A 19230-nucleotide genomic window follows, 5' to 3' on the forward strand; every position below is an offset into this window, starting at 1 on the left:
TACTTGTTATTTTTGTCAAAAGCCAACGACATTTAGTAGCTTGATAAAAACAGAATACAGATCAATCAAGTATCGTTTGGTTCCAAAAACAGCATCAGATCAAAGCCAAATTGTTGTCTTAATTTTTGTAAAGCCTCATTTTGTATTTGTCTGACTCGCTCCCGAGTCACTTGTAACTGATCAGCCACGGCTTGCAAAGTCATTTCTGTGTGATTTTTGAGACCAAACCGCATCGCCAGGATGGTGGCCTGCTTTTCCGGCAAGCTGGCCACGGCTTTGCTCATGTAGCTTACCAGGTCCGTTTCGATCAACTCCCCCAAAGGTTGCGTGAATTGCCGCTGCTGCATTTTTTCCATCACCGACATGCCGTCGTCCTCCTCATCGTTACTGGCATCTTGCACATAGGTCGCTTGATAGTAACTGCTGATGGTCTTGATCTCTTGTTCCGATAAATCACAGCAGGCCTTCAATTCCGCCAAGGTCGGCCAACGTTCATGTTTCAAGTAACTCAGGCGCATCGCTTCAAACACCGGGGACGACTTTTCCGCCAGCGCCACCGGCAAAGGCACGACCTTGTCCTGCTTGACGATGAGCCTGGAAATCGCTTGCTTGATCCAGAAAATCGCATAGGTGGAAAAACAATTGCCGCGTTCCGGATCGAATCGATCCACCGCCTTGATCAAGCCGACCATGCCTTCCTGCATCAAATCGTCGAACGTCAAGGTGGTGGTCTTGTATTTATGCGCCACAAAGGCCACCAAACCCGTGTTATTGGCGATCATTTCCTGCCGCCAGTGTTTGAGTTCAAAGCGGCCGCATTGCAATTTGGTTTTATAGACGGGATCGAGCGCGCCCGCTTGACCCAATTTGTTCTGTATCCGTTCGCTGACCTCCAACAGATACACCGGCAAAAAATGCAGACCATGCATGAGCTGATGAGCGCGCGCCGAAATCCCGCCGGCTTCTCGGCTTTGTGCATTTTCAACTTGTACAAAATCACGATGTTGTACAACATTGCCGCTACCGGTCGCTGCATAATCCGCGTACAAATCCTGGAAGACTTCCTCGCATTGCTCGAATTCCGCCAGAAAGCCATGCAACGACTGCTTGTAGCCATCGCTATTTTTGACCAGCAAAATGTCGGAATAATCAACGCCCTTGCGCAGGTCCGCCAATAATTGCCTGGCAATATGATTGGCTACATGATTGTTTTGCAACAGTATTTCCGACAACTGCCGGCGCGCTTGCTCCATACGGGACGCCAGCATCACGGGTTCGGACTCACTGGCAAGACTTGCTGATTGTTTCACTGTTTCGCATAGTTCTGACATCAGTATTTACCCGGTTGAATTAATTAAGTTGGCAGCGACAATACAATTCTGTAGAATTTTTGTCAAATAATTTTTTGTACAAAACATAAACAACCATGTACTCAATCAAAGCCATTACGTCATTAACCGGCCTGACCGCGGAAACCCTGAGAGCTTGGGAGCGGCGTTATGACTGCATCAGCCCCAAGCGCAATGACAGCGGGCGCCGTTCTTATTCACAAGCCGATCTGGAGAAATTGAAGCTATTGGTGAAATTGACTCGCGAGGGTCACGCCATCAGCAAAATCGCCCATTTGACTTGCGAGCAGCTACGGGAATTTCAAAATCAATCGGCAGATACAAACGACACGCAGCCGTCGAATTTGTTCAATCAAATCATCGATGCGCTGCGGCAATACCGTATCGAACGCTGCGAGCAATTGTTGAAGCGGGCCTTATTGGTTTACGAGCCCTTGGATTACGCCAGGGATGTTTTGCTGCCGGCCCTGCATTCAGTCGGCCAACTCTGGCATGAGGAGAAAATAAATATCGCGCAGGAGCACATGTTTTCCAGCTGCGTGAAACGCATCGTGCTGACGATGGTGAACAATCTGCATAGACCCTCCAAACACAATCCATCGATGTTGTTTGCCACGCCCAGTGGCGAGCCGCATGAGTTTGGCATTTTGCTGGGTTGCCTGGTTGCCGCGGCGCAGCAATATACCTGCTACTATGTCGGCGCCGACTTACCGAGCAAGGACATCATCGATGCCAGCCGGCATTTGAAGCCGGATGTCATTGTGATTGGCATGGTGAAAAATCCGCCAGAGTTGCAAACCCTGCTGGAACTCGATCGGCTGCTGGATTTTGCCCGAACCAGCGAAACCAAAATCTGGCTGGCCGGCGCCGGTGCCGAACAATGGCATCAAAGCCCCAAAAACAAAGGCACTTGTTGCGAATTGATCAGTGACATCGACCAATTCCACGCCAAAGCCCAACAACAGCATTTGCTTAAATGATGACCGCGGACTTCGCAAACCGCGGTTGCCTGTCAATCGGTAATGCTAGACAGTTTCTTCTCCCGCCGGGAGGAGATTGGCATGGGGGGCAGTCGCTTTCTCTGAAAGCCATTTTTGGCAAAGCACCGGGACACTTGGAAAAAGCTCAAGTTTTTTCGCTCCAAACCACGCGGGGGAGTGCGATTGCTTTGGTGCAAATCTTCCCGGCTTGCGCGCTTTGAGCAGATAGGCGTAACTTCGTTACTGATTCACTCGCTGCAGCCGCGACTCAAGGATGTCGTGATTGTTGCCATAGCGCCAGCATGGCCTCTTCATCCACCGGCCTGCTGAACAAATAACCTTGAATGACATTGCAACCATTGCGTAGCAAAAAGTTGCCCTGCACCGCTGTTTCAACACCCTCGGCGACCAATTTGATGTTCAAGTTTTTCGCCAGATCGATAACGGCCAGTGGTATGGCGGTCAAGCGCGTATCCAGCAGGCTTTTTTCGTCGGTGATTTCCATGATGAAGGAACGATCGATCTTGATTTCGTCGATTGGCAAATGCCGCAGATAGCTCAAGCTGGAATAACCGGTGCCGAAATCGTCGATCGAAATCGACACCCCCAGTTTCTTGATCGACCGTAATAACTCGACGGTGCTTTGCTCCCTGTTCATCACCACGCCTTCGGTCAACTCGATTTGAATCAAGCCCGGATCGATGCGATGGCGCTTGATGGCATGTTTTAACGTTTCATGCAGATTGCCGCGGTGAAATTGAATCGGTGACACGTTGATCGCGACTGGCGCCAAAGGGGCACCCTGGGATTGCCACTTGACCAGGGTCTCGCAAACCCGCTCGATCAACCAGCAACCAATGTCCACGATGAAACCGGTTTCCTCGGCTATCGAAATGAATTCCGCCGGCGACACCGAGCCCAGTTCCGGGCTAAACCAGCGCAGCAAGGCTTCCGCGCCGACGATGCGTTTTTCATCGAGCGCGAACTTGGGCTGGTAATGAATGACCAATTCGCCGCGTTTCAAGGCGTTATGTAAACCGTGCTGTATCAGCATATAACGCTCGGTCTGATTTTCCAGCATTTCGTCAAAAAACTGGAAGTTGTTGCGCCCTTCCTTCTTGGCCAAATACATGGCGCTATCGGCGTGCTTCAACAAGGTGGCGGGATTTTCGCCGTCTCGCGGAAACAGACTGACACCCATGCTCAACGTGATGCGTAATTCGCGATCGGCAATCTGATAGGTTTTACTGCCGGCGTTAAAAATCTTGGCCACCAAGCGGGCCGCCATTTGCGGGCAACCGACATCGGGCAACAAAATCGCGAATTCATCGCCGCCCAAACGACTGACCGTATCGACCTCGCGCACCACGGCTTGCAGGGATTGCGCGACACTGAGGATCAAATCGTCGCCCGCGCCATGACCCAGCGTATCGTTGATATTCTTGAAATGATCGATATCCAGATAAATCACCGCCAGCATGGTGTGATCGCGCTGCGCCTGCAAAATGGCTTGATTCAGCCTGTCGTTCAACAGCAAGCGATTCGGCAGATTGGTCAGGCAATCGTGATGCGCCAAGTGGCGCATTCTTTCTTCGGCAACGATGCGCTGCGTGATGTCGGCAAAAACCGAGGCATAGTTACAGATTTCACCATTTTCATCGCGGATCACGCTGATGTTGATCCATTCCAGGAACAACTCGCCGTTTTTGTGCCGATTCCAAATCTCCCCCGACCAGCGGCCCCGCTCGTTCAGTTCGGCCCACATTTGTCGATAGAACTCGCCATCATGCTTGCCGGAACTCAAAATTCTCGGATTGGCGCCCAGCACCTCGGCGGCGGTATAGCCGGTAATGTGCGTGAAGGCCGGATTGACACTGACGAAGTTGCAATTTTTATCGGTGATCGTAATCGCCAGCGGCGACGTCATGAATACTGACGACGACAATTTCAGTTTGTCCAGATATTCGCTATGCCGGACGCACTGTCGAATCGCGCTCATCAACTTCTCGCCATCCAGCGGCTTGGTCAAAAATTGATTGATTTGCATGTTGACCAAACTTTGGACACGCGGCACCTGGGTCTGCCAGCTGCTGATACCGCTAATCAAAATGACCGGCACTTGCGGGTCGATGGCGCGTATTTTTTCTATCATCCGCAAACCGTCGATGCCCGGCAGGACCATATCGGAAATCACCAGTTGCGGCCGATAGCGTTCAAACAATTGCACGCCTTGCTCGGCAGTGGTCGCCGTATGCAAGGCGCCGATGCGCCGATGCAAATATTTGGCAAGATGCTCCAACGCATCGGCATCATCTTCGACATAAAGCACCGATAACCATTTCAGCGATTCGCCATCCTCCTGATGCGGCGAGGGAGCGCCCGTCAGGGAAAGTTTTTGCCGGTCGGCTTGCGTATCGTCGATCGCCGCGCAGGGTTCGAACAGCAATTCCAGCAAGGTGACATCATCGTGGTGCCACTCATTCGGCACCCGCGCCAGCAGAGCCGCCACGGCTTCCAGCAAATCATTGCCCTGCAGTTGCGTCATCAGATGCAGGCAATGCTCCATGCCGACGGGAGCGGCGCCGCAATCCAGAATTTCCGGCAAGCCATCGCTATACAGATACACACGGGCAGCTTCCTCGCAGCGATAAACCTGCAACTCGGGACAAAATTCGTCGCCGGGGACTATCCCCATGGACAAGTGATTGGAAGGAAATGCATGCAATCGCCGTCCATCGCGCGAATAGACCAGCAACGGCGGGTTTCCGCAATTGATGACTTCCATGCGCTGCTGCCTGGTATCCATGCATAACAACGTCATCGCCACGAAATGCTCGCGCACGCCACGGTGGTAGAGAATTTGGTTCAGCTCATCGGCAATCCTGGGCAGGCTGAATTCGCGCGCCGCCAATTCACGAAAACGCCTGGGCAAATCCAGCGCCGGCAATATCGCCGTCAGTCCATGCCCCATGCCATCGGCCAGCATGACGTACAAACCGTTTTCAGTCTCCTCGATGCAATACAAATCCCCGCTTATATTTTGTTTCGACTTGCTGAATACATGGGCGTGCCTACTCTGATCCACCCCAACCAGCTGGGTCACGTATTGCTGCAGGCGCTGCTGCTCATGCTGATAAACCGAAACCGCTTCTTGCAGATGACTCATCGCGCCGTCGCGCAAGCGCTTGACGTTGAGTTTTTCAAGCGCCAATCCCAGGGCTTGCTTGAGTTTGTCAAAGCTGATCGGTTTGACGATGTACTGGGTCGCCCCCAAACTGATGGCATCCTGCAACAATTCGACTTCCGAGTGCGCGGATAGAAAGATGATCGGGGTGTCGCCATCCTGCATCCTTATGACCTTGGACATGCCAAAACCATCCATGATGGGCATGCGTATGTCGGAAATAATGATATCGGGGTGGTGCTGACGATAAAGCTGCAAGGCTTGTTCGCCATTTTCGGCCTCCAGCACTCTGGCGCCCTGCCTCCGTAAATAAATCGCCAATAGCTGACGGGCTTCCTTGACGTCCTCGGCGCACAATATGGTCAAATCTGCCACCGAGAAATCCGGCGTTACAGACATTTGCGGCATATTCATCGGCAAACGCTCCCGCTTGTGCTCAGTTTCGGAATAAATACGCTGAATTTAGCGCCTTTCTGCCAGTTCTTGACTTCGATATGGCCGTGCATGGTCTGTTGAATGCTGAGATTACTGATGTACAAACCCAGGCCTAGTCCTTCGGGTTTGGTGGTGAAATAAGTATCGAATACCCTGGACAGGTGTTCTTCGGCGATGCCGCCGGCATTGTCACAGATGTCGATGACGGCATAGTCGTCCGTCTGCTCGAGCCGCACCGTGATCTCGCCCTCCCGCACGTCGTTGGCCAGTATTTGCTCCTTGGCGTTGTTGATCAGGCACAGCAAGACTTGCGACAGTTCGCCAGAATGCACCATCGCCCTCGCCGGACAATCTCCATTCAGCAGCGTCAAAGCAATGTGATGGTAAACCATGCTCGCTTCCAGCAAGCGCAAATTGGTCTTGACCAAATCGCCCAGCGCAATATCCATCAGCAGTTTGTTATTGTTGAAAAAACCGCGAAAGTCGTCGATCGTGCGCGACATGTCCGCCAGAATCTGTTGCGAGCGCTGCAAGGCTTGCTGCATGTCGCGGGTATTGATCTCGCCATGCGCCAAGGCGTCTTCCACGTTCAACAGAATGATCGCCAGGGCATTCAAGGGTTGCCGCCATTGATGGGCAATATTGCCTATCATTTCCCCCATTGCCACCAAACGCGATTGTTGCTGTAGCAACATATCGTTTTTCTGATTTTTGGCGAGTTCCTGCCGCACCCGAATATCCAGTTCGGCATTCAAATCGAGCAATCGCGCTTCTTCCTGCTTTTGCAGGCTGATGTCGTGCGAAGACCCCACCACCTGCTGCACGCGGCCGTTCGCATCCCTGACCACCGACATATTCAGCGCCAGCCATTGCCACGCTCCCTGGGCATTCTCGAGCCTAAGCTCGATATTGCGCACCGCGTCTTCACCCTGACGCAAGCGTTCAACACCGGCGACCAGGGCTGTCCTGTCATCCCGATGCACGCGCTCGGACCGAAAAATCTCCAGCAGTTTGTATCCGATGAAGAGTTCGGGGGACAATCCCAGCAAATCCTTGATCTGCGGCGAGACATAATCAACTTCCCACTCGGCATTGGTCGACCAAATGATCACATTGATCACCGATACCAAGGAGCCAAGCCGCGCTTCCAGCTGCTTTCTGTTGCTGATATCGCGGGCAAACGCCACGCTGTATTCAAACTCGCCAATGCGCAAAAAATTGGCCAGCACATTAACCGGAAAAACGCGACCGTCCTTGGCTCGATGCAATGTTTCAAAAAACAGCGATCCCTCCTTTTTGAGCGATGTCCAATAACGCTGCCAGCGCGACATCGGGCAAAGCGGATCGATGTCGTCAACCTTCAACCGCAACAATTCCGCCTGGCTGTAACCGAGCGCCTGGCATGCTTGACGATTGGCATAATAGATGTGGCCATATTGATCCAGCCAATAAACCTCGACAGACACGTTTTCCATCACGAAGCGCGTGAGATGCAATTGATGTTCATGCACCTGATCGGGCGCGACCACATGCTCGACACGCGCATGCACATAGCGATGGCCTTGATCGGAAAATGACTCCAGATGCAGAAAAACCGTGCTAGGCGTCCCATTTTTGCCTTGCTGCAAGTTCTGCTGGCGTAATCCGGAATACGGATCGTTCTGCAGAGCCGCCAGCAAATCCGCCACCCTGGCCTTGGTGAGCGTGGGGAAAACTTCGAAGATGGCGCGCTCTTGCAAGGCATGCCGCGTATGCCCAACGGCACGAGCCGCTTGAGCACTAACCCAGCAAATTTTCAGACTCTCGGCGTTGAACACATAGAGTTCATCGCTGTAAATCATGTCGTCTTCTCAAAAAGGCGCGGCATAGACTGGAACCGACGATACTTGGTTAAAAAACGACCTCAGGACTTCATCAAAAACAACAACCGCATTTTGCCCCCTCGCCCGCGGGACGAGGGTTGGAGCTCGGGAATAAACAGGAAAGTTATTTTTGACCATGGTGTTATCTTAAATTAAAACGCCAGGCATTTGGGTCATTGATTATCGAACCTCGGTCTCAATTTAAAGAAAATACAAGGGCCTGGGGCTTTTCGAAAATGTCGACGGCAGCGATACCGTCATCAACCTAAAAACGCAGTCAAGACTATCAAAAAATCCGCCACCCCTTAGACTGGCTCCGGGCGAACGGGGTTTTGACAGGCTCACCCAATGGATTGACGTGTGGGAACCATGCGTGAAGAGTCTGTCGAACCATATATCAGCGGCTCCCACGCACCTCGACTGATTTTTGGCTCAAGGACGATGAGGCTTTCACGGCGGTCTTCGCCAGGCTGCCCCTATCCTTGACGACACAAAACATGTCAATATGAGAATTACTGGCCGCGACACAAGGCATTAAAATTTGTATGGAATTTCGAATTGCAATACCATCCCGCCGTTTACTCAACCCAAGAGCTCGACAACCAACCATGCTTGGGCTTTATGACTGGATTTATTGTTTCGCTTCAGGCCGGCACCCACTAAAAATTTTAGTCAATGCAATTTGATAACCAACTCGAACAGTTACGGGAAAAATTTGTCGCCGATTTGCCCGAGCGTTTTCAGGAAATACAAACGCTGTATCGGGAGCAACTCGACGGCAAGGGCCAACGCGAGGCACTCCGCGAGGCCTTGCATCGCCTAGCGGGTTTGGCGGGCACCTTCAAGGCACACCGCATCAGCGAACTGGCCCGTAATATCGAAATACAATACAGCCGAAACCAGCAACCAAACAGACAGGAAAACCAAAAAATCATCGCCATCCTGTTTCATCGACTGGAAGAAGCCGTACACGAACACTTGGCCTACCCAAGCCCCGACACCGCGAGCGACAACAAAAGACTGCCGCCGAACACGGAAGCAAAAACGATTTGCTTGATCGAACCCTGCGCCGCCACAGCCAACCCAATCGCGACGGTTTTGGAAGAAAACGGCTATCGTGTCGATATTCGCCATTCCCTGGCCGCCTATGCCGATTTCCTTGAAAAAAGCCAGATCCTGCCCGCGCTGATCATCGTCGACAGCCAATTCATCGAAGCCGGCTGCAATGATGAGCCGCTGTTTTCCCGCCTCAAGCAACATATTGCTGACTTTCCGCCCATCATCTTCACATCCCCCGCGTCGGACACGCTCTCTCGTATCGCGGCCTTGCGCGCCGGCGGCAGCGAATATCTGGTCAAGCCCATCGCGAATAACGAGCTGGTCAACGCGGTGGAAAAATATCTAAAAGTCGCCAAGAGCCACAAGATCATGATCGTCGATGACGACAGCATCTCGGCCGACTATATCGCCCAGGTCATCGAAGGCGCGGGCATGCAGGCCAGGGTGCTCACGGACCCTTTGCGCGTGTTCGAAACCTTATCCAGCTTCAAGCCCGACCTTTTGATTCTGGACATTTACATGCCCGGTTGCAACGGCATCGAACTGGCGCAAATCATCCGGCAATGCTGTTGCTACAACTTGATGCCGATCATGTTTCTGACCACCGGCGCCGATAACGATCAGGAACTGTTCGCCCTCAGCAGCGGCGGCGACGAATTGATCCGCAAGACCGAATCCCATGAACATCTGTTAAAAAAAATTGCCTCCCGGTTGCGACGTCTGAATCAAGTTCGCTCCCTCAACGAGCAACTCCAGCGGGAAAAACAACGTTCGGACCGCTTGCGCCAATCGCAAACCGATTTTCTGACCTATGTGGTGCATGAGCTGAAGTCGCCCTTGCACGTCATACTGGGCTTCAGCGAACTGATGAAAATGGACGAGCGGCTGAATGCCGAACAAATGGATCTCGTCAACGAAATCATCCGCGGCGGCCAAACCTTGCTGAACACCGTGGAAGATTTATCGGAGCAGGTCAAAATCGCCAGCGGGAAACTCCCTCTCAATATCGAAACCTTCGATATCATTCCATTGCTGACGCAAGCCCTAAGCGATGCCGCGATCATCGGCCAGCAAGCCGGCATCCGTGTCCAGGGGGATTTTGCCACCGACGAGGCACGCATGATCAAGGCCGACCGCCGCCGCGTCGGACAAATCCTGAATAACTTGTTATCCAATGCGATCAAATACAACAAGCCCCATGGCCGGGTATGGGTCAATCTGCAATACCGCTGCAACGACATGTTGCGGATCAATGTTTTTGACACCGGCATGGGCATTGCGCCTGAAAACCTGGATTACGCCTTCGAGGCATTCCAACGTTTTAGCGTACATAACAGCACTATCGAGGGAACCGGAGTCGGCCTGTCGATTTGCAGCCAACTGATAGGCTTGATGTCTGGGCATATCGGCGTGTACAGCGAACTGAATGTCGGTTCGCAATTTTGGATAGAATTGCCCATCGCCGCGACGGAACAAACCAAGCCATGAAAACAGAAGACCGTATCCAAGAACTCGAGCATCAAATCAAGGATTGGGAGATTCGCCACCACACCTTATTGAATACCTTGAGCGATGCCTTGATCACGATCGATCGCCAAGGCTACGTCAAGACCTTCAACCAAGCGGCCGAGGCGGTGTTCGGCTATCGCGCGCAAGAAGTGATAGGGCAAAAGATCAACATCCTGATGCCGGAACCGCACAACGTCGAACACGACAAGTACATGACGCGCTACATCAACACCGGCCGCCGCCATATCATCGGCACCGACCGCGAAGTGATGGCGCAACGCAAGGACGGCACCACATTCCCGATCGAATTGGCGGTCAGCGAAATGTGGCAGGACGGCGAACTGCAGTTTACCGGCTTGATCAAGGACATCACCGAACGCAAAAAAATCGAGCGGATGAAAAACGAATTCATCTCGACCGTCAGCCACGAACTGCGCACGCCGTTGACCTCGATTCGCGGCGCCCTGGGCTTGATCAACAGCGGTATTTGCGGCCCCTTGCCCGACAAGATGAGCGGCCTGTTGACGATTGCCACCAACAATACCGAGCGCCTGTTGCTGTTGATCAACGACATCCTCGATATCGAAAAAATCGAATCCGGCAATCTGCGCTTCGATTTCAAGCGACAGGACCTGGCCAACGTAATCGAAAAAGCCATCACCGATTGCAGCAGTTACGCGGTGGAACATCAGATACAGTACAAATTCGTCGGCACGACCGAACCCTTGCAGGTCAATGCCGATCCCGAACGCTTGATCCAGGTCATCAACAATTTGTTGTCCAACGCCGCCAAATTCTCGCCGAAGAACGGCAGCGTGGAAGTCGATTTGTCCAAGCATCATGGTTTTGCCAGAATCAGCGTGCGCGATCATGGCCCCGGCATTCCGGCGCATTTCCTGCCGCGCCTGTTCGAAAAATTTTCCCAAGTCGATGGCAGCGACAAGCGCCATACCGGCGGCACGGGGCTTGGCCTCAGTATCGCCAAGGCCATCGTCGAAAAGCACCATGGCAAGATCAGCGTGGAAACCGCGGAAAACGCCGGCAGCACGTTTCACGTCGATCTGCCGCTACAAGCCATCAATGACCTCGGCAACCAATTGCAATTCGATCTGGAAGCGGGGGCCACGGTACTGATCATCGAAGACGATCCCGACATCGCCCATTTGATCAAACGCATCCTGCAGGATGCCGGCTTCAGCAGCGAGGTCGCCTACGATACGCTGCAAGCCAAGCAATTACTGCAAAAAAACCATTACCACGCGATTACCCTGGACATCATTCTGCCAGGGCAATCGGGGCTGGATTTTTTACAGGAACTGCAAAGCAACGGCGATGACGTGCCGGTGGTGGTCATTTCCGTCACCGAAAACAAGAAACATCCGGATAGCGACAACCTCAATCGCGGCATCGTCGAATGGTTGCAAAAACCGATCGACAGTCAAAAACTGATAGACGCCATCCAGGGCATCGTTCCGGCGGAGAACCGCTCCAAGCGTCCCTTGATTTTACAGGTAGAGGACGAAGCCGATGTACGCAAGATCGTCGAACTGATCCTGACCGATACCGCCGACGTGATCGCGGCCGATTCGCTGGAAGAGGCTCGCCATCAACTCAGCCAGCGACATTTCGATCTGGTGCTGCTGGATGTCGGCCTACCCGACGGCAGCGGCTTGACCTTGTTGCCGGAAATCAAGCATCGCCATCCCAGCACCGAAGTCGTGATATTCTCCGCGCAAGACGTAGGTCAGGACATCGCCAGCCAGGTCAGCGCCGCGCTGATCAAATCCGCCACCAGCAACATCAAGCTGATTCAAACCATCAAAGCGGCAATCAAATGACCTCGCAAAGAAGCCAGCCACGCTACCCGTGCGTGGGTATAGATCTGATGTTTTCGCCGCTGCAGGATGATTACATCGAAGGCATGGGCGCCAAGATCTATCAAGCCGTCTGCCACGACATGAGTTTCTCCGGTTTGTCGTTCGACGTGGTGCAGGCCATGGCGGTGGGCGAACGCATCCTGATCATCGTCGAAAACCAATTCCAGCCCAGCGAGCGCCTGCATGGCGAAGTGCGGTGGTGCAAAGCCATTGGAGAGGACATTTTCAGGATTGGGGTCAAAATCCTGCTCGAGCAAACCCTCGATCAGGCCACTCGGCGTGAGCAACTGGAAGACATCGCGGCCCATCATCTAGCGATGCCGACCGGCGCGGAATTGCGTTGCCCCGCCTGTCTGGAGCGCTCGGTGTTCGAACTGGTGGATAATCAGCATGGTCATTGGACCCAGGGCATCTTGCCGCTTTATAACTGTTCGGTATGCGCGACGACCCGCACGATTCCGCATATTCTGGAATTCAATCGCCGGTATTACCTCAACGAACTGAAAAGCCATCGACTGGTTTTCGATGATGCGGTCCATCCCGAAACGTCCAGTCGTCCCGGCAAGCTCAGCAAAATTTTGTATGTCGAGGACGACGTCGACATTCAAACAATCGCCAAAATGGCGATGGAAATGATCGGCGGCTTTACGCTGGAAGTCTGCGACGACGGTTATCAGGCGCTGGAAAAAGCCCAGCACTTTCGGCCCGATCTATTTCTGCTGGACATGATGATACCGGGCATGACCGGCATACAAACCCTGGAAAAACTGCGCGAACAACCGGGCCTGGAAAACGTGCCGGCCATCTTCATGACCGCGAAGATTCAAAACCACGAAATCCAGGATTACAAACGCCAAGGCGTCTTGGGCGTGATTCCCAAACCCTTCGACCCGATGGCGCTGGCCAACGACATCAACAGCATCTGGCAGACCCTGCCCCAACAAAACCCGCTATAACTCGGGCGGCCGGCCTGGCGGCGATCAGTTGGCCGGACAAGCCGCCAGCTTGACGCCTGCCGCTTGATATTGCGGCAACTTGGCCTTATCCAGCATCACCCTGACGAACCATTGCGGCTTGGTTTTGTCTCTTTGTTTGATTTCGGCCTGAATGCCCTTTTCGCTCAATTGGTTTTTGAAATTGACGGCCCGTTGCTTTTCCCTGAACACGCCCAGCGAATAACCACCTTTCAGTTCGCCGTCGGGAATCATCCAAATATCCTGTAAGCCTTTGTCCAGCAACATGGCTTTATTGGCCTGTGTCTGTTCCGGCTTTTTCGCCGCAGGATAATAAACTTGGTAGTCACTGGCAACGACGCTGTCTTTCTGCGTGATTTGCTTGCTATCCAGAGTGCTTGCCATCAACCATTTCTTCAAGCCGGACTCGTCGGCAAAAGGACCGGCATCGAAACATTTTCTTTCGCCGATTTTGGCCGCTGGCTTCGCCGCCTCGACGGTTCTCACCCGCTCGGCGGATTTACGGGATTTTTTGGCGACACTCAGCGCAACGGCCTTCGTTTGCCAGGTTTCATTGCGCAGGTCGGCCAGTATGCGATCGGTTTCTATCTGACGCCATTCAACGGCTCGATGATCGATAACGGCGGAAATTTGCGCGCCCTGTCGCGCGCGCCGGTATTCGTCGAGCAAGAGTATCGATGAAACTTGCTGAAGTTGCGGTGTTTCCGGATTTAACCCGCCAATGTGGAATTGCCAAAGCAAAAAAATCAGATTCAGAAAACACAGCAGAAAAAACAGTCGTTTCATGCGGTTTGCTCTCCGGTGCAAAATAACGACAGGCCTTTCAGCACCAGCGCATGATCGATAACGGCCGGCATCGCCAATGCCCCGGCAACGGCCTGGGCATCGCCGCCGGTCAGCACCAGCCGGCAATCCGGTGCAAGCCGTGCCATGACCTGCTGTATCATACCGGCCGCCGCCAGCAAAACGCCGTTGGCAATCGCGGCACCGGTTTCGGTCGCCAGATCGGCCCGAGAAACCTGATTATCAAACGCCAATGCGGCGGTATTGGCTGCCAAGGCTTTTTTCATCAGCCTCAGGCCCGGACAAATCAGCCCCCCCGCGTGTTCGCCATCGCCGCGCACGACATCGACGGTAATCGCCGTGCCGCAATCGACCACACAGATCGGCCCGGCGTAAAAACTATGCGCGGCAATCATGGCCAGCCAGCGATCGACGCCCAATTTTTCCGGCTGCGCATAGGCGTTGGTCAGGCCAAACCCATGCCTTGACGACTGCGGCACCACCAGTTCGACATCCGGCCAGAGACTTTGCCCGATAGCGGCGACCTCGGTCAGCACTTGCGGCTTCGAAACGGACGCAATCGCCAGTTTTTCGGGCGGCTCCATGGCTTGCCAATGCGCCAGCAAAGTCTTTGAAAAATCATCCTGCCCATAGTCCAAGGCTTGAATTTCGCCCATGCGGCCATCGTGCTCGACAGCCCACTTCAACAGCGAATTTCCCATATCCAGTAACAGATTCATGACGCCCTGAAACTGACCTCGCCGGACGCGAAAGCGCGGATCTCGCCCTCGCCACTTTCCATCAACAGCAGCCCCTGATCGTCTATGCCCCTGACGACGCCGTCGAAGCGTTGCTGGCCGATAAAAAGCGTCGCTTCCCTGCCCCGCATGCAGTCATACTCGCGCCATTCCTCGACATGATTTCGAAGCATTGCGGGTTCGAAGCCGGCAATGATCGGCAGCATTTCGTTCAACAGCAACGCGACCAGGCGATTGCGCTGCAAAATAATCTCGTCACCCGCGATTTGTTGCAGATCGACCCAAGCCTGCTCTATCGTCTCCGCTTGCCGCCCTGGCAAGTAAACGTTCAAACCCAAACCTATCACGGCATGACAAGGGCCGCCGCTCTCCCCGGACACTTCGATCAGTATCCCCGCCAGTTTGCGCCCGCGCCAATAGATGTCATTCGGCCATTTCAAGTTGACCTCGTCGATACCCAGCTTGCGCAGGGCACGCACGACCGCAATCCCCACCGCCAAGCTCAAGCCGGCTATCGCCGCAGGACCGCCCGGATAGTGCCACACTATGGATAAATAAATATTATGGCCAAAAGGCGACACCCAGGCCCGTCCGCGCCGCCCTTTGCCGGCGGTTTGATATTCGGCCAGACAGACCCGGCCCGAAATCTGGCTGCGGTTAGCAATCTCCATCAAGTAGGCATTGGTCGAGGCTATCACGGCGTGAATATCGATTCCCCGGAGCAAAGGCACGATCCAGGCATCCAGATGCGCCTCGATTTGGCCGGCATCCAGCAATTGCAGCGGTTTTTGCAGCCTGTAACCTTTGCCGTGAACGCCAACCACATCGATGCCCAGTTCGGCCAGGGACTGCAAATGCTTCCAGACCGCCGTGCGACTAACGGCCAGCACGCGGGCCAATTCCGTGCCGGAGTGGAAATGCCCATCCGCCAGCACCTGCAGCAAATGTTTGAGATTGTCCGAAATCAGCATGCCAGTCCAATGGACGCGGTCGCCAGGAAAGAGTCACAATCAATGGGCATGCTTGTCCCGCAACTGCTGCATTTGTTTTTTGATGACGTGCTTGATCAGTAATTCGCGGTCTTCTTCATTCATGTTGATGTATTCCACGCAAATCGCGAACGGGTTGCGGGAATTATCCGCGGAAATATCCTTGCATTGCACGACCCTGGCATAAGCGACGATTACCGCCAAACAGGAACTCAGCAACATTCGCAATTCGAGCAAGGCCCCGACTTCGATGGCGGAATCGTTGGTAAAGGCAACCCCGGCCGCGCTCAAGCTGACTTCTCGCTTGTCGTGTTCGGAAAACTCGTCATCCTGATAGCGCAGGGCTTGCGCTATCAAATTGATTTTGCCATCCAGCACTCTTAGATACTCGACCATTTCGGGGTCGCGCCGCTCCAGTCTGGGCACCAGGGCCGCCGCTTCTTGATTCAGCATGTCCAGCGCGGCGGCCAGGCTACAACTGGCCAATACATCGCTCGAAACATGGCTGCGTTCATCGATCTTACTTTCATCGATGACACGATGAAACAGGTTGATGGTGTCGTTTACCCTGAAATAGCGTCGTTTCTCTGTGATTTCGTCCGTCATAACCCTCGTTACCGACAAGGAGGATGGGTCTTGGTCGCCCATCGTTAACAATTCGCACGTTTGAGCGTGCGGTTCAATCTGGAATCAATACCTGGTGTTGTTTCAATAAATCATTGACTTCGGCGCGCGATACGATTTTCACCGGCAGTATCAAATCGTCGGCGTCCAGACCGCGCGCGGACAGGGATTCCGCTTCAGCATAAATGCGGGTGATGTCATACATTTCCAGCGCCGTGAACATTGCCGCGGTATTTCTCAACACCATTTGCGCCGGCTTTTGTCCCTGTTTCAGCTGAAATACGCCGTCATCAACAAACAAGACCGAAACGCTTTGATCGAATGCGGCCGTCGTCAGCATTTGATCAAGCGTCTCTTGCACATGACTAGTCAGATGCGGCAGGCGACGCATCACGAACAAATAAGTTTTCATGGCATTTACCCAAACACCAGGCAACGGTCCGCTTGCAACGTCGCTTCCAGCCATTGGCCCAAGCCGCCAATCCGAAAACCGGCCGCCAAATCGTCGTCGCTCGCCCCTTGGCGGCGGGCTTCGTCGGCGCACAACAATCCGCGCCGCTGGGCGGCGGAAATGCATACCAATAGATCGATGCCGTGCTGGCCAGCCAATGCCGACCATTTAGACGTTAGATGCCACTCATCATCGGGCGGCGACGCATGACGCAACGCATGGCCAATGCCCTCTTGATAAAAAAACACTTGAATTATCTGGTGCTGGGCCAGCAATGCCGCCTGAATGAATCGATAGGCAACCACACCGGCATCGGATGCGTATGGGCTGGTATTGATCTGAATGGCATATTTCATGAGAGCGTGAAGTAGCAGTGCTAAATAACTTATAATTTTTATATTTTAAATCAGCATATCACGTCGTATCGGTTTTTTTCCGGCTGCCGTCTTAGCCTGAAACCAAATGCCCGCGCCATTGTCGGATTTTGCATGAAACGAAAAACCTTATCCCTTGCCATAGCACTCTGCCTGTTGTCCACATCACCCCGGGCAATCGAAATAGAAAAGCTGCAATTACCGGAGATGGGCGATTCCGCCGGGGCGTTGATATCCCCCATCGAAGAGCAGCAACTGGGCGCGGCTTTTTTCCGCAACTTGCACGCACAAACCGAAATCAGCCAGGACCTGGAAATCCAGGAATACATCCAGACCATCGGTCGCAAACTAGCCGCCAGCAGTGACACGCCGTCGACCCCCTTCCATTTCTTCGTCGTGATGGACCCGAATATCAACGCCTTTGCCGGCCCTGGAGGTTATATCGGGGTCAATTCGGGGTTGATTCTGCTGACCGAAGCCGAGAGCGAACTGGCTTCCGTCATGGCGCACGAGATCGGCCACGTCACGCAACGGCATTTGTATCGGCAAATCGAGGCCGCCAGCAAAATGTCCATCCCGACGGTCGCCGCCACCCTGGCCGCGATCCTGATCGGCACGCAATCACCGCGGATGGGGCAAGCTGCCTTGATGGCGATACAGGCCGGCAGCATACAGTTCCAGATCGACTTTACCCGGGATAACGAAAAAGAAGCCGACCGCGTCGGCATGCAAACCCTGGCGGAATCCAATTTCGACCCGCGCAGCATGCCCACTTTTTTCGAACGCTTGCAGCAATCGACGCGCTATTACGGCAGAGGCGTACCGGAATTTCTGCGCACCCACCCCGTGTCCGAAAACAGGATTGCCGATACCCGTGGGCGCGCCGAAACCTACCCGTATCGCCAATACCCGGACTCGATGGGCTATCTGCTGACCAAAGCCAAATTGTATGTCGTCTCCACGCCGGACAAGAACACGGCCCTGAAACATTTCTCGACCCTAGAGCAACAAGGCACCGCCGAGCAACGAGCCGTGGCCCGTTACGGCACGGGCCTGGTGCATCTGCAAAACTTGCAATATCCGGAGGCGAGCCGGATTTTTGCAACACTGGCCGAGGAATATCCCGAGCAACCCCACTACATAAGCGCGCTAGCACGCACCGCGGTTGAAAGCCATGATTATGCCAAGGCCAACCCGCTGTTCGACAAGGCGATGCAGCGTTTTCCCAGCAACGATGCCATCAAGATCGAATACACCCGCTCCCTGCTAAAGAGCGGCCAGCCCGAACAGGCCAAACAGGTCCTGCTCACGCTATCGGACAGTCAAAAACAGGAACCCTTCTATTTCGAGTTGATGGCGCAAATCTACGCCGAAATGAAACAACCCGCCGAATCACACCGTTATATGGCCGAACATTACTATGCAAGCGGGCAGAACATGGATGCCATCATGCAAATCCGGCTAGCCAAGAAAGAACCCAATCTCAACTATCAACTCCAAGCCATTTTGGATGAACGCTTGAATTTTTATTTGAGCGAAGAGGAAGAGCGCAAAAAAGACAAGTAAAAATAAGAACATCTTGATATTCACAAGCTTATGATTCAAAAACTTATTTTCGACCCAAAACTAATTTCGCCCAAGAATCGGATTTTTTTGATAGACATCGCAAATTTTTTTACATAGACTGTTTCGACCTTATTGAGTGCACACAGTCCGAACCCAATCGGGCCAATGTCTTTGAGGGGAGGGAAGCGGCCTGTAAAAAAGGCGCAATAACAACAATAATAATAGTAACTGCTTAACTAAGCTGCCTTTGCCGGCAGACGTCCGTTACAACAATAATAAATAAGGACGAGCCCGCTTTATGCGGGCTTTTTATTTTGTCCCGCATCCTCAGCAGCCCGCCAGCTTGGCCTGCAAGTGGCTAACCCGGCCATTTTTCAATTATAATAGCCACTTATCATTCAAGGCTGTTAGCCGACATCGCTCAATTCACCCATCCATTCTATTTATTGAAGGTTA

At 53.3% G+C, this 19230-nt stretch carries 14 protein-coding genes; 5 read left to right on the plus strand and 9 right to left on the minus strand.

Features of this window, described 5'->3' with window-relative positions:
- Positions 1 to 65: 65 nt before the first annotated feature.
- Positions 66 to 1310: a sigma-70 family RNA polymerase sigma factor gene (locus NM686_RS15045; RefSeq protein WP_269021854.1), complete on the minus strand. Its 1245-nt coding sequence runs from the start codon at positions 1308 to 1310 to the stop codon at positions 66 to 68.
- 116 nt (positions 1311 to 1426) lie between these two features.
- Here NM686_RS15045 and NM686_RS15050 point away from each other — a divergent pair, with 116 nt between their 5' ends.
- Positions 1427 to 2329 carry a MerR family transcriptional regulator gene (locus NM686_RS15050; protein WP_255188675.1) on the plus strand — a complete coding sequence of 301 codons (903 nt, stop codon included), beginning with the start codon at positions 1427 to 1429 and terminating at the stop codon, positions 2327 to 2329.
- Between the two features lie 268 nt (positions 2330 to 2597).
- On the opposite strand, the gene NM686_RS15055 is transcribed toward NM686_RS15050, so the two are convergent.
- Together NM686_RS15055 and NM686_RS15060 are read right to left on the minus strand one after the other, a co-directional pair.
- Positions 2598 to 5927: an EAL domain-containing protein gene (locus NM686_RS15055; protein WP_255188676.1), complete on the minus strand. Its 3330-nt coding sequence runs from the start codon at positions 5925 to 5927 to the stop codon at positions 2598 to 2600.
- Positions 5924 to 7789 carry a PAS domain-containing sensor histidine kinase gene (locus NM686_RS15060; RefSeq protein ID WP_255188677.1) on the minus strand — a complete coding sequence of 622 codons (1866 nt, stop codon included), beginning with the start codon at positions 7787 to 7789 and terminating at the stop codon, positions 5924 to 5926. Before NM686_RS15060 ends, NM686_RS15055 begins: the two co-directional genes overlap by 4 nt.
- A 696-nt stretch (positions 7790 to 8485) precedes the next feature.
- Between NM686_RS15060 and NM686_RS15065 the strand changes: the two genes are divergently transcribed.
- From NM686_RS15065 to NM686_RS15075, 3 genes are read left to right on the plus strand one after another with little or no spacing between them, the layout of a single operon-like run.
- Entirely contained in the window at positions 8486 to 10357 is a 1872-nt protein-coding gene (locus NM686_RS15065) for a response regulator (protein ID WP_255188678.1), read from the plus strand.
- Positions 10354 to 12216, plus strand: a complete 1863-nt coding sequence (locus NM686_RS15070; protein WP_255188679.1) for a response regulator — start codon at positions 10354 to 10356, stop codon at positions 12214 to 12216. Before NM686_RS15065 ends, NM686_RS15070 begins: the two co-directional genes overlap by 4 nt.
- Positions 12213 to 13211 (plus strand): response regulator, encoded by a 999-nt coding sequence (locus NM686_RS15075; protein ID WP_255188680.1) that lies wholly within the window; start codon positions 12213 to 12215, stop codon positions 13209 to 13211. Before NM686_RS15070 ends, NM686_RS15075 begins: the two co-directional genes overlap by 4 nt.
- 24 nt (positions 13212 to 13235) lie before the next feature.
- Here NM686_RS15075 and NM686_RS15080 read toward each other — a convergent pair whose 3' ends face one another.
- From NM686_RS15080 to tusD, 6 genes are all read right to left on the minus strand, one after another.
- The gene (locus tag NM686_RS15080) at positions 13236 to 14015 is read right to left on the minus strand and encodes a hypothetical protein (RefSeq protein ID WP_255188681.1); all 780 of its coding nucleotides are present in this window, start codon (positions 14013 to 14015) and stop codon (positions 13236 to 13238) included.
- Positions 14012 to 14752 (minus strand): type III pantothenate kinase, encoded by a 741-nt coding sequence (locus tag NM686_RS15085; protein ID WP_255188682.1) that lies wholly within the window; start codon positions 14750 to 14752, stop codon positions 14012 to 14014. Before NM686_RS15085 ends, NM686_RS15080 begins: the two co-directional genes overlap by 4 nt.
- On the minus strand, positions 14749 to 15741 hold the full coding sequence (gene birA / locus NM686_RS15090) for a bifunctional biotin--[acetyl-CoA-carboxylase] ligase/biotin operon repressor BirA (protein WP_255188683.1): 993 nt from the start codon (positions 15739 to 15741) through the stop codon (positions 14749 to 14751). Before birA ends, NM686_RS15085 begins: the two co-directional genes overlap by 4 nt.
- Positions 15742 to 15780: 39 nt before the next feature.
- Positions 15781 to 16365, minus strand: a complete 585-nt coding sequence (locus NM686_RS15095; protein ID WP_255188684.1) for a PilZ domain-containing protein — start codon at positions 16363 to 16365, stop codon at positions 15781 to 15783.
- Positions 16366 to 16438: 73 nt separating this feature from the next.
- Positions 16439 to 16795: a sulfurtransferase complex subunit TusC gene (gene tusC / locus NM686_RS15100; RefSeq protein ID WP_255188685.1), complete on the minus strand. Its 357-nt coding sequence runs from the start codon at positions 16793 to 16795 to the stop codon at positions 16439 to 16441.
- Positions 16796 to 16800: 5 nt separating this feature from the next.
- Complete coding sequence (tusD, locus tag NM686_RS15105; protein WP_255188686.1) at positions 16801 to 17190, minus strand: sulfurtransferase complex subunit TusD; 390 nt, start codon at positions 17188 to 17190, stop codon at positions 16801 to 16803.
- A 132-nt stretch (positions 17191 to 17322) separates the two neighbouring features.
- Between tusD and NM686_RS15110 the strand changes: the two genes are divergently transcribed.
- Complete coding sequence (locus NM686_RS15110) at positions 17323 to 18774, plus strand: beta-barrel assembly-enhancing protease (protein ID WP_255188687.1); 1452 nt, start codon at positions 17323 to 17325, stop codon at positions 18772 to 18774.
- Positions 18775 to 19230 lie beyond the last annotated feature (456 nt).

Origin of the sequence: Methylomonas rapida (genome assembly GCF_024360925.2) — a bacterium.
Classification (GTDB): Bacteria; Pseudomonadota; Gammaproteobacteria; order Methylococcales; family Methylomonadaceae; genus Methylomonas; species Methylomonas rapida.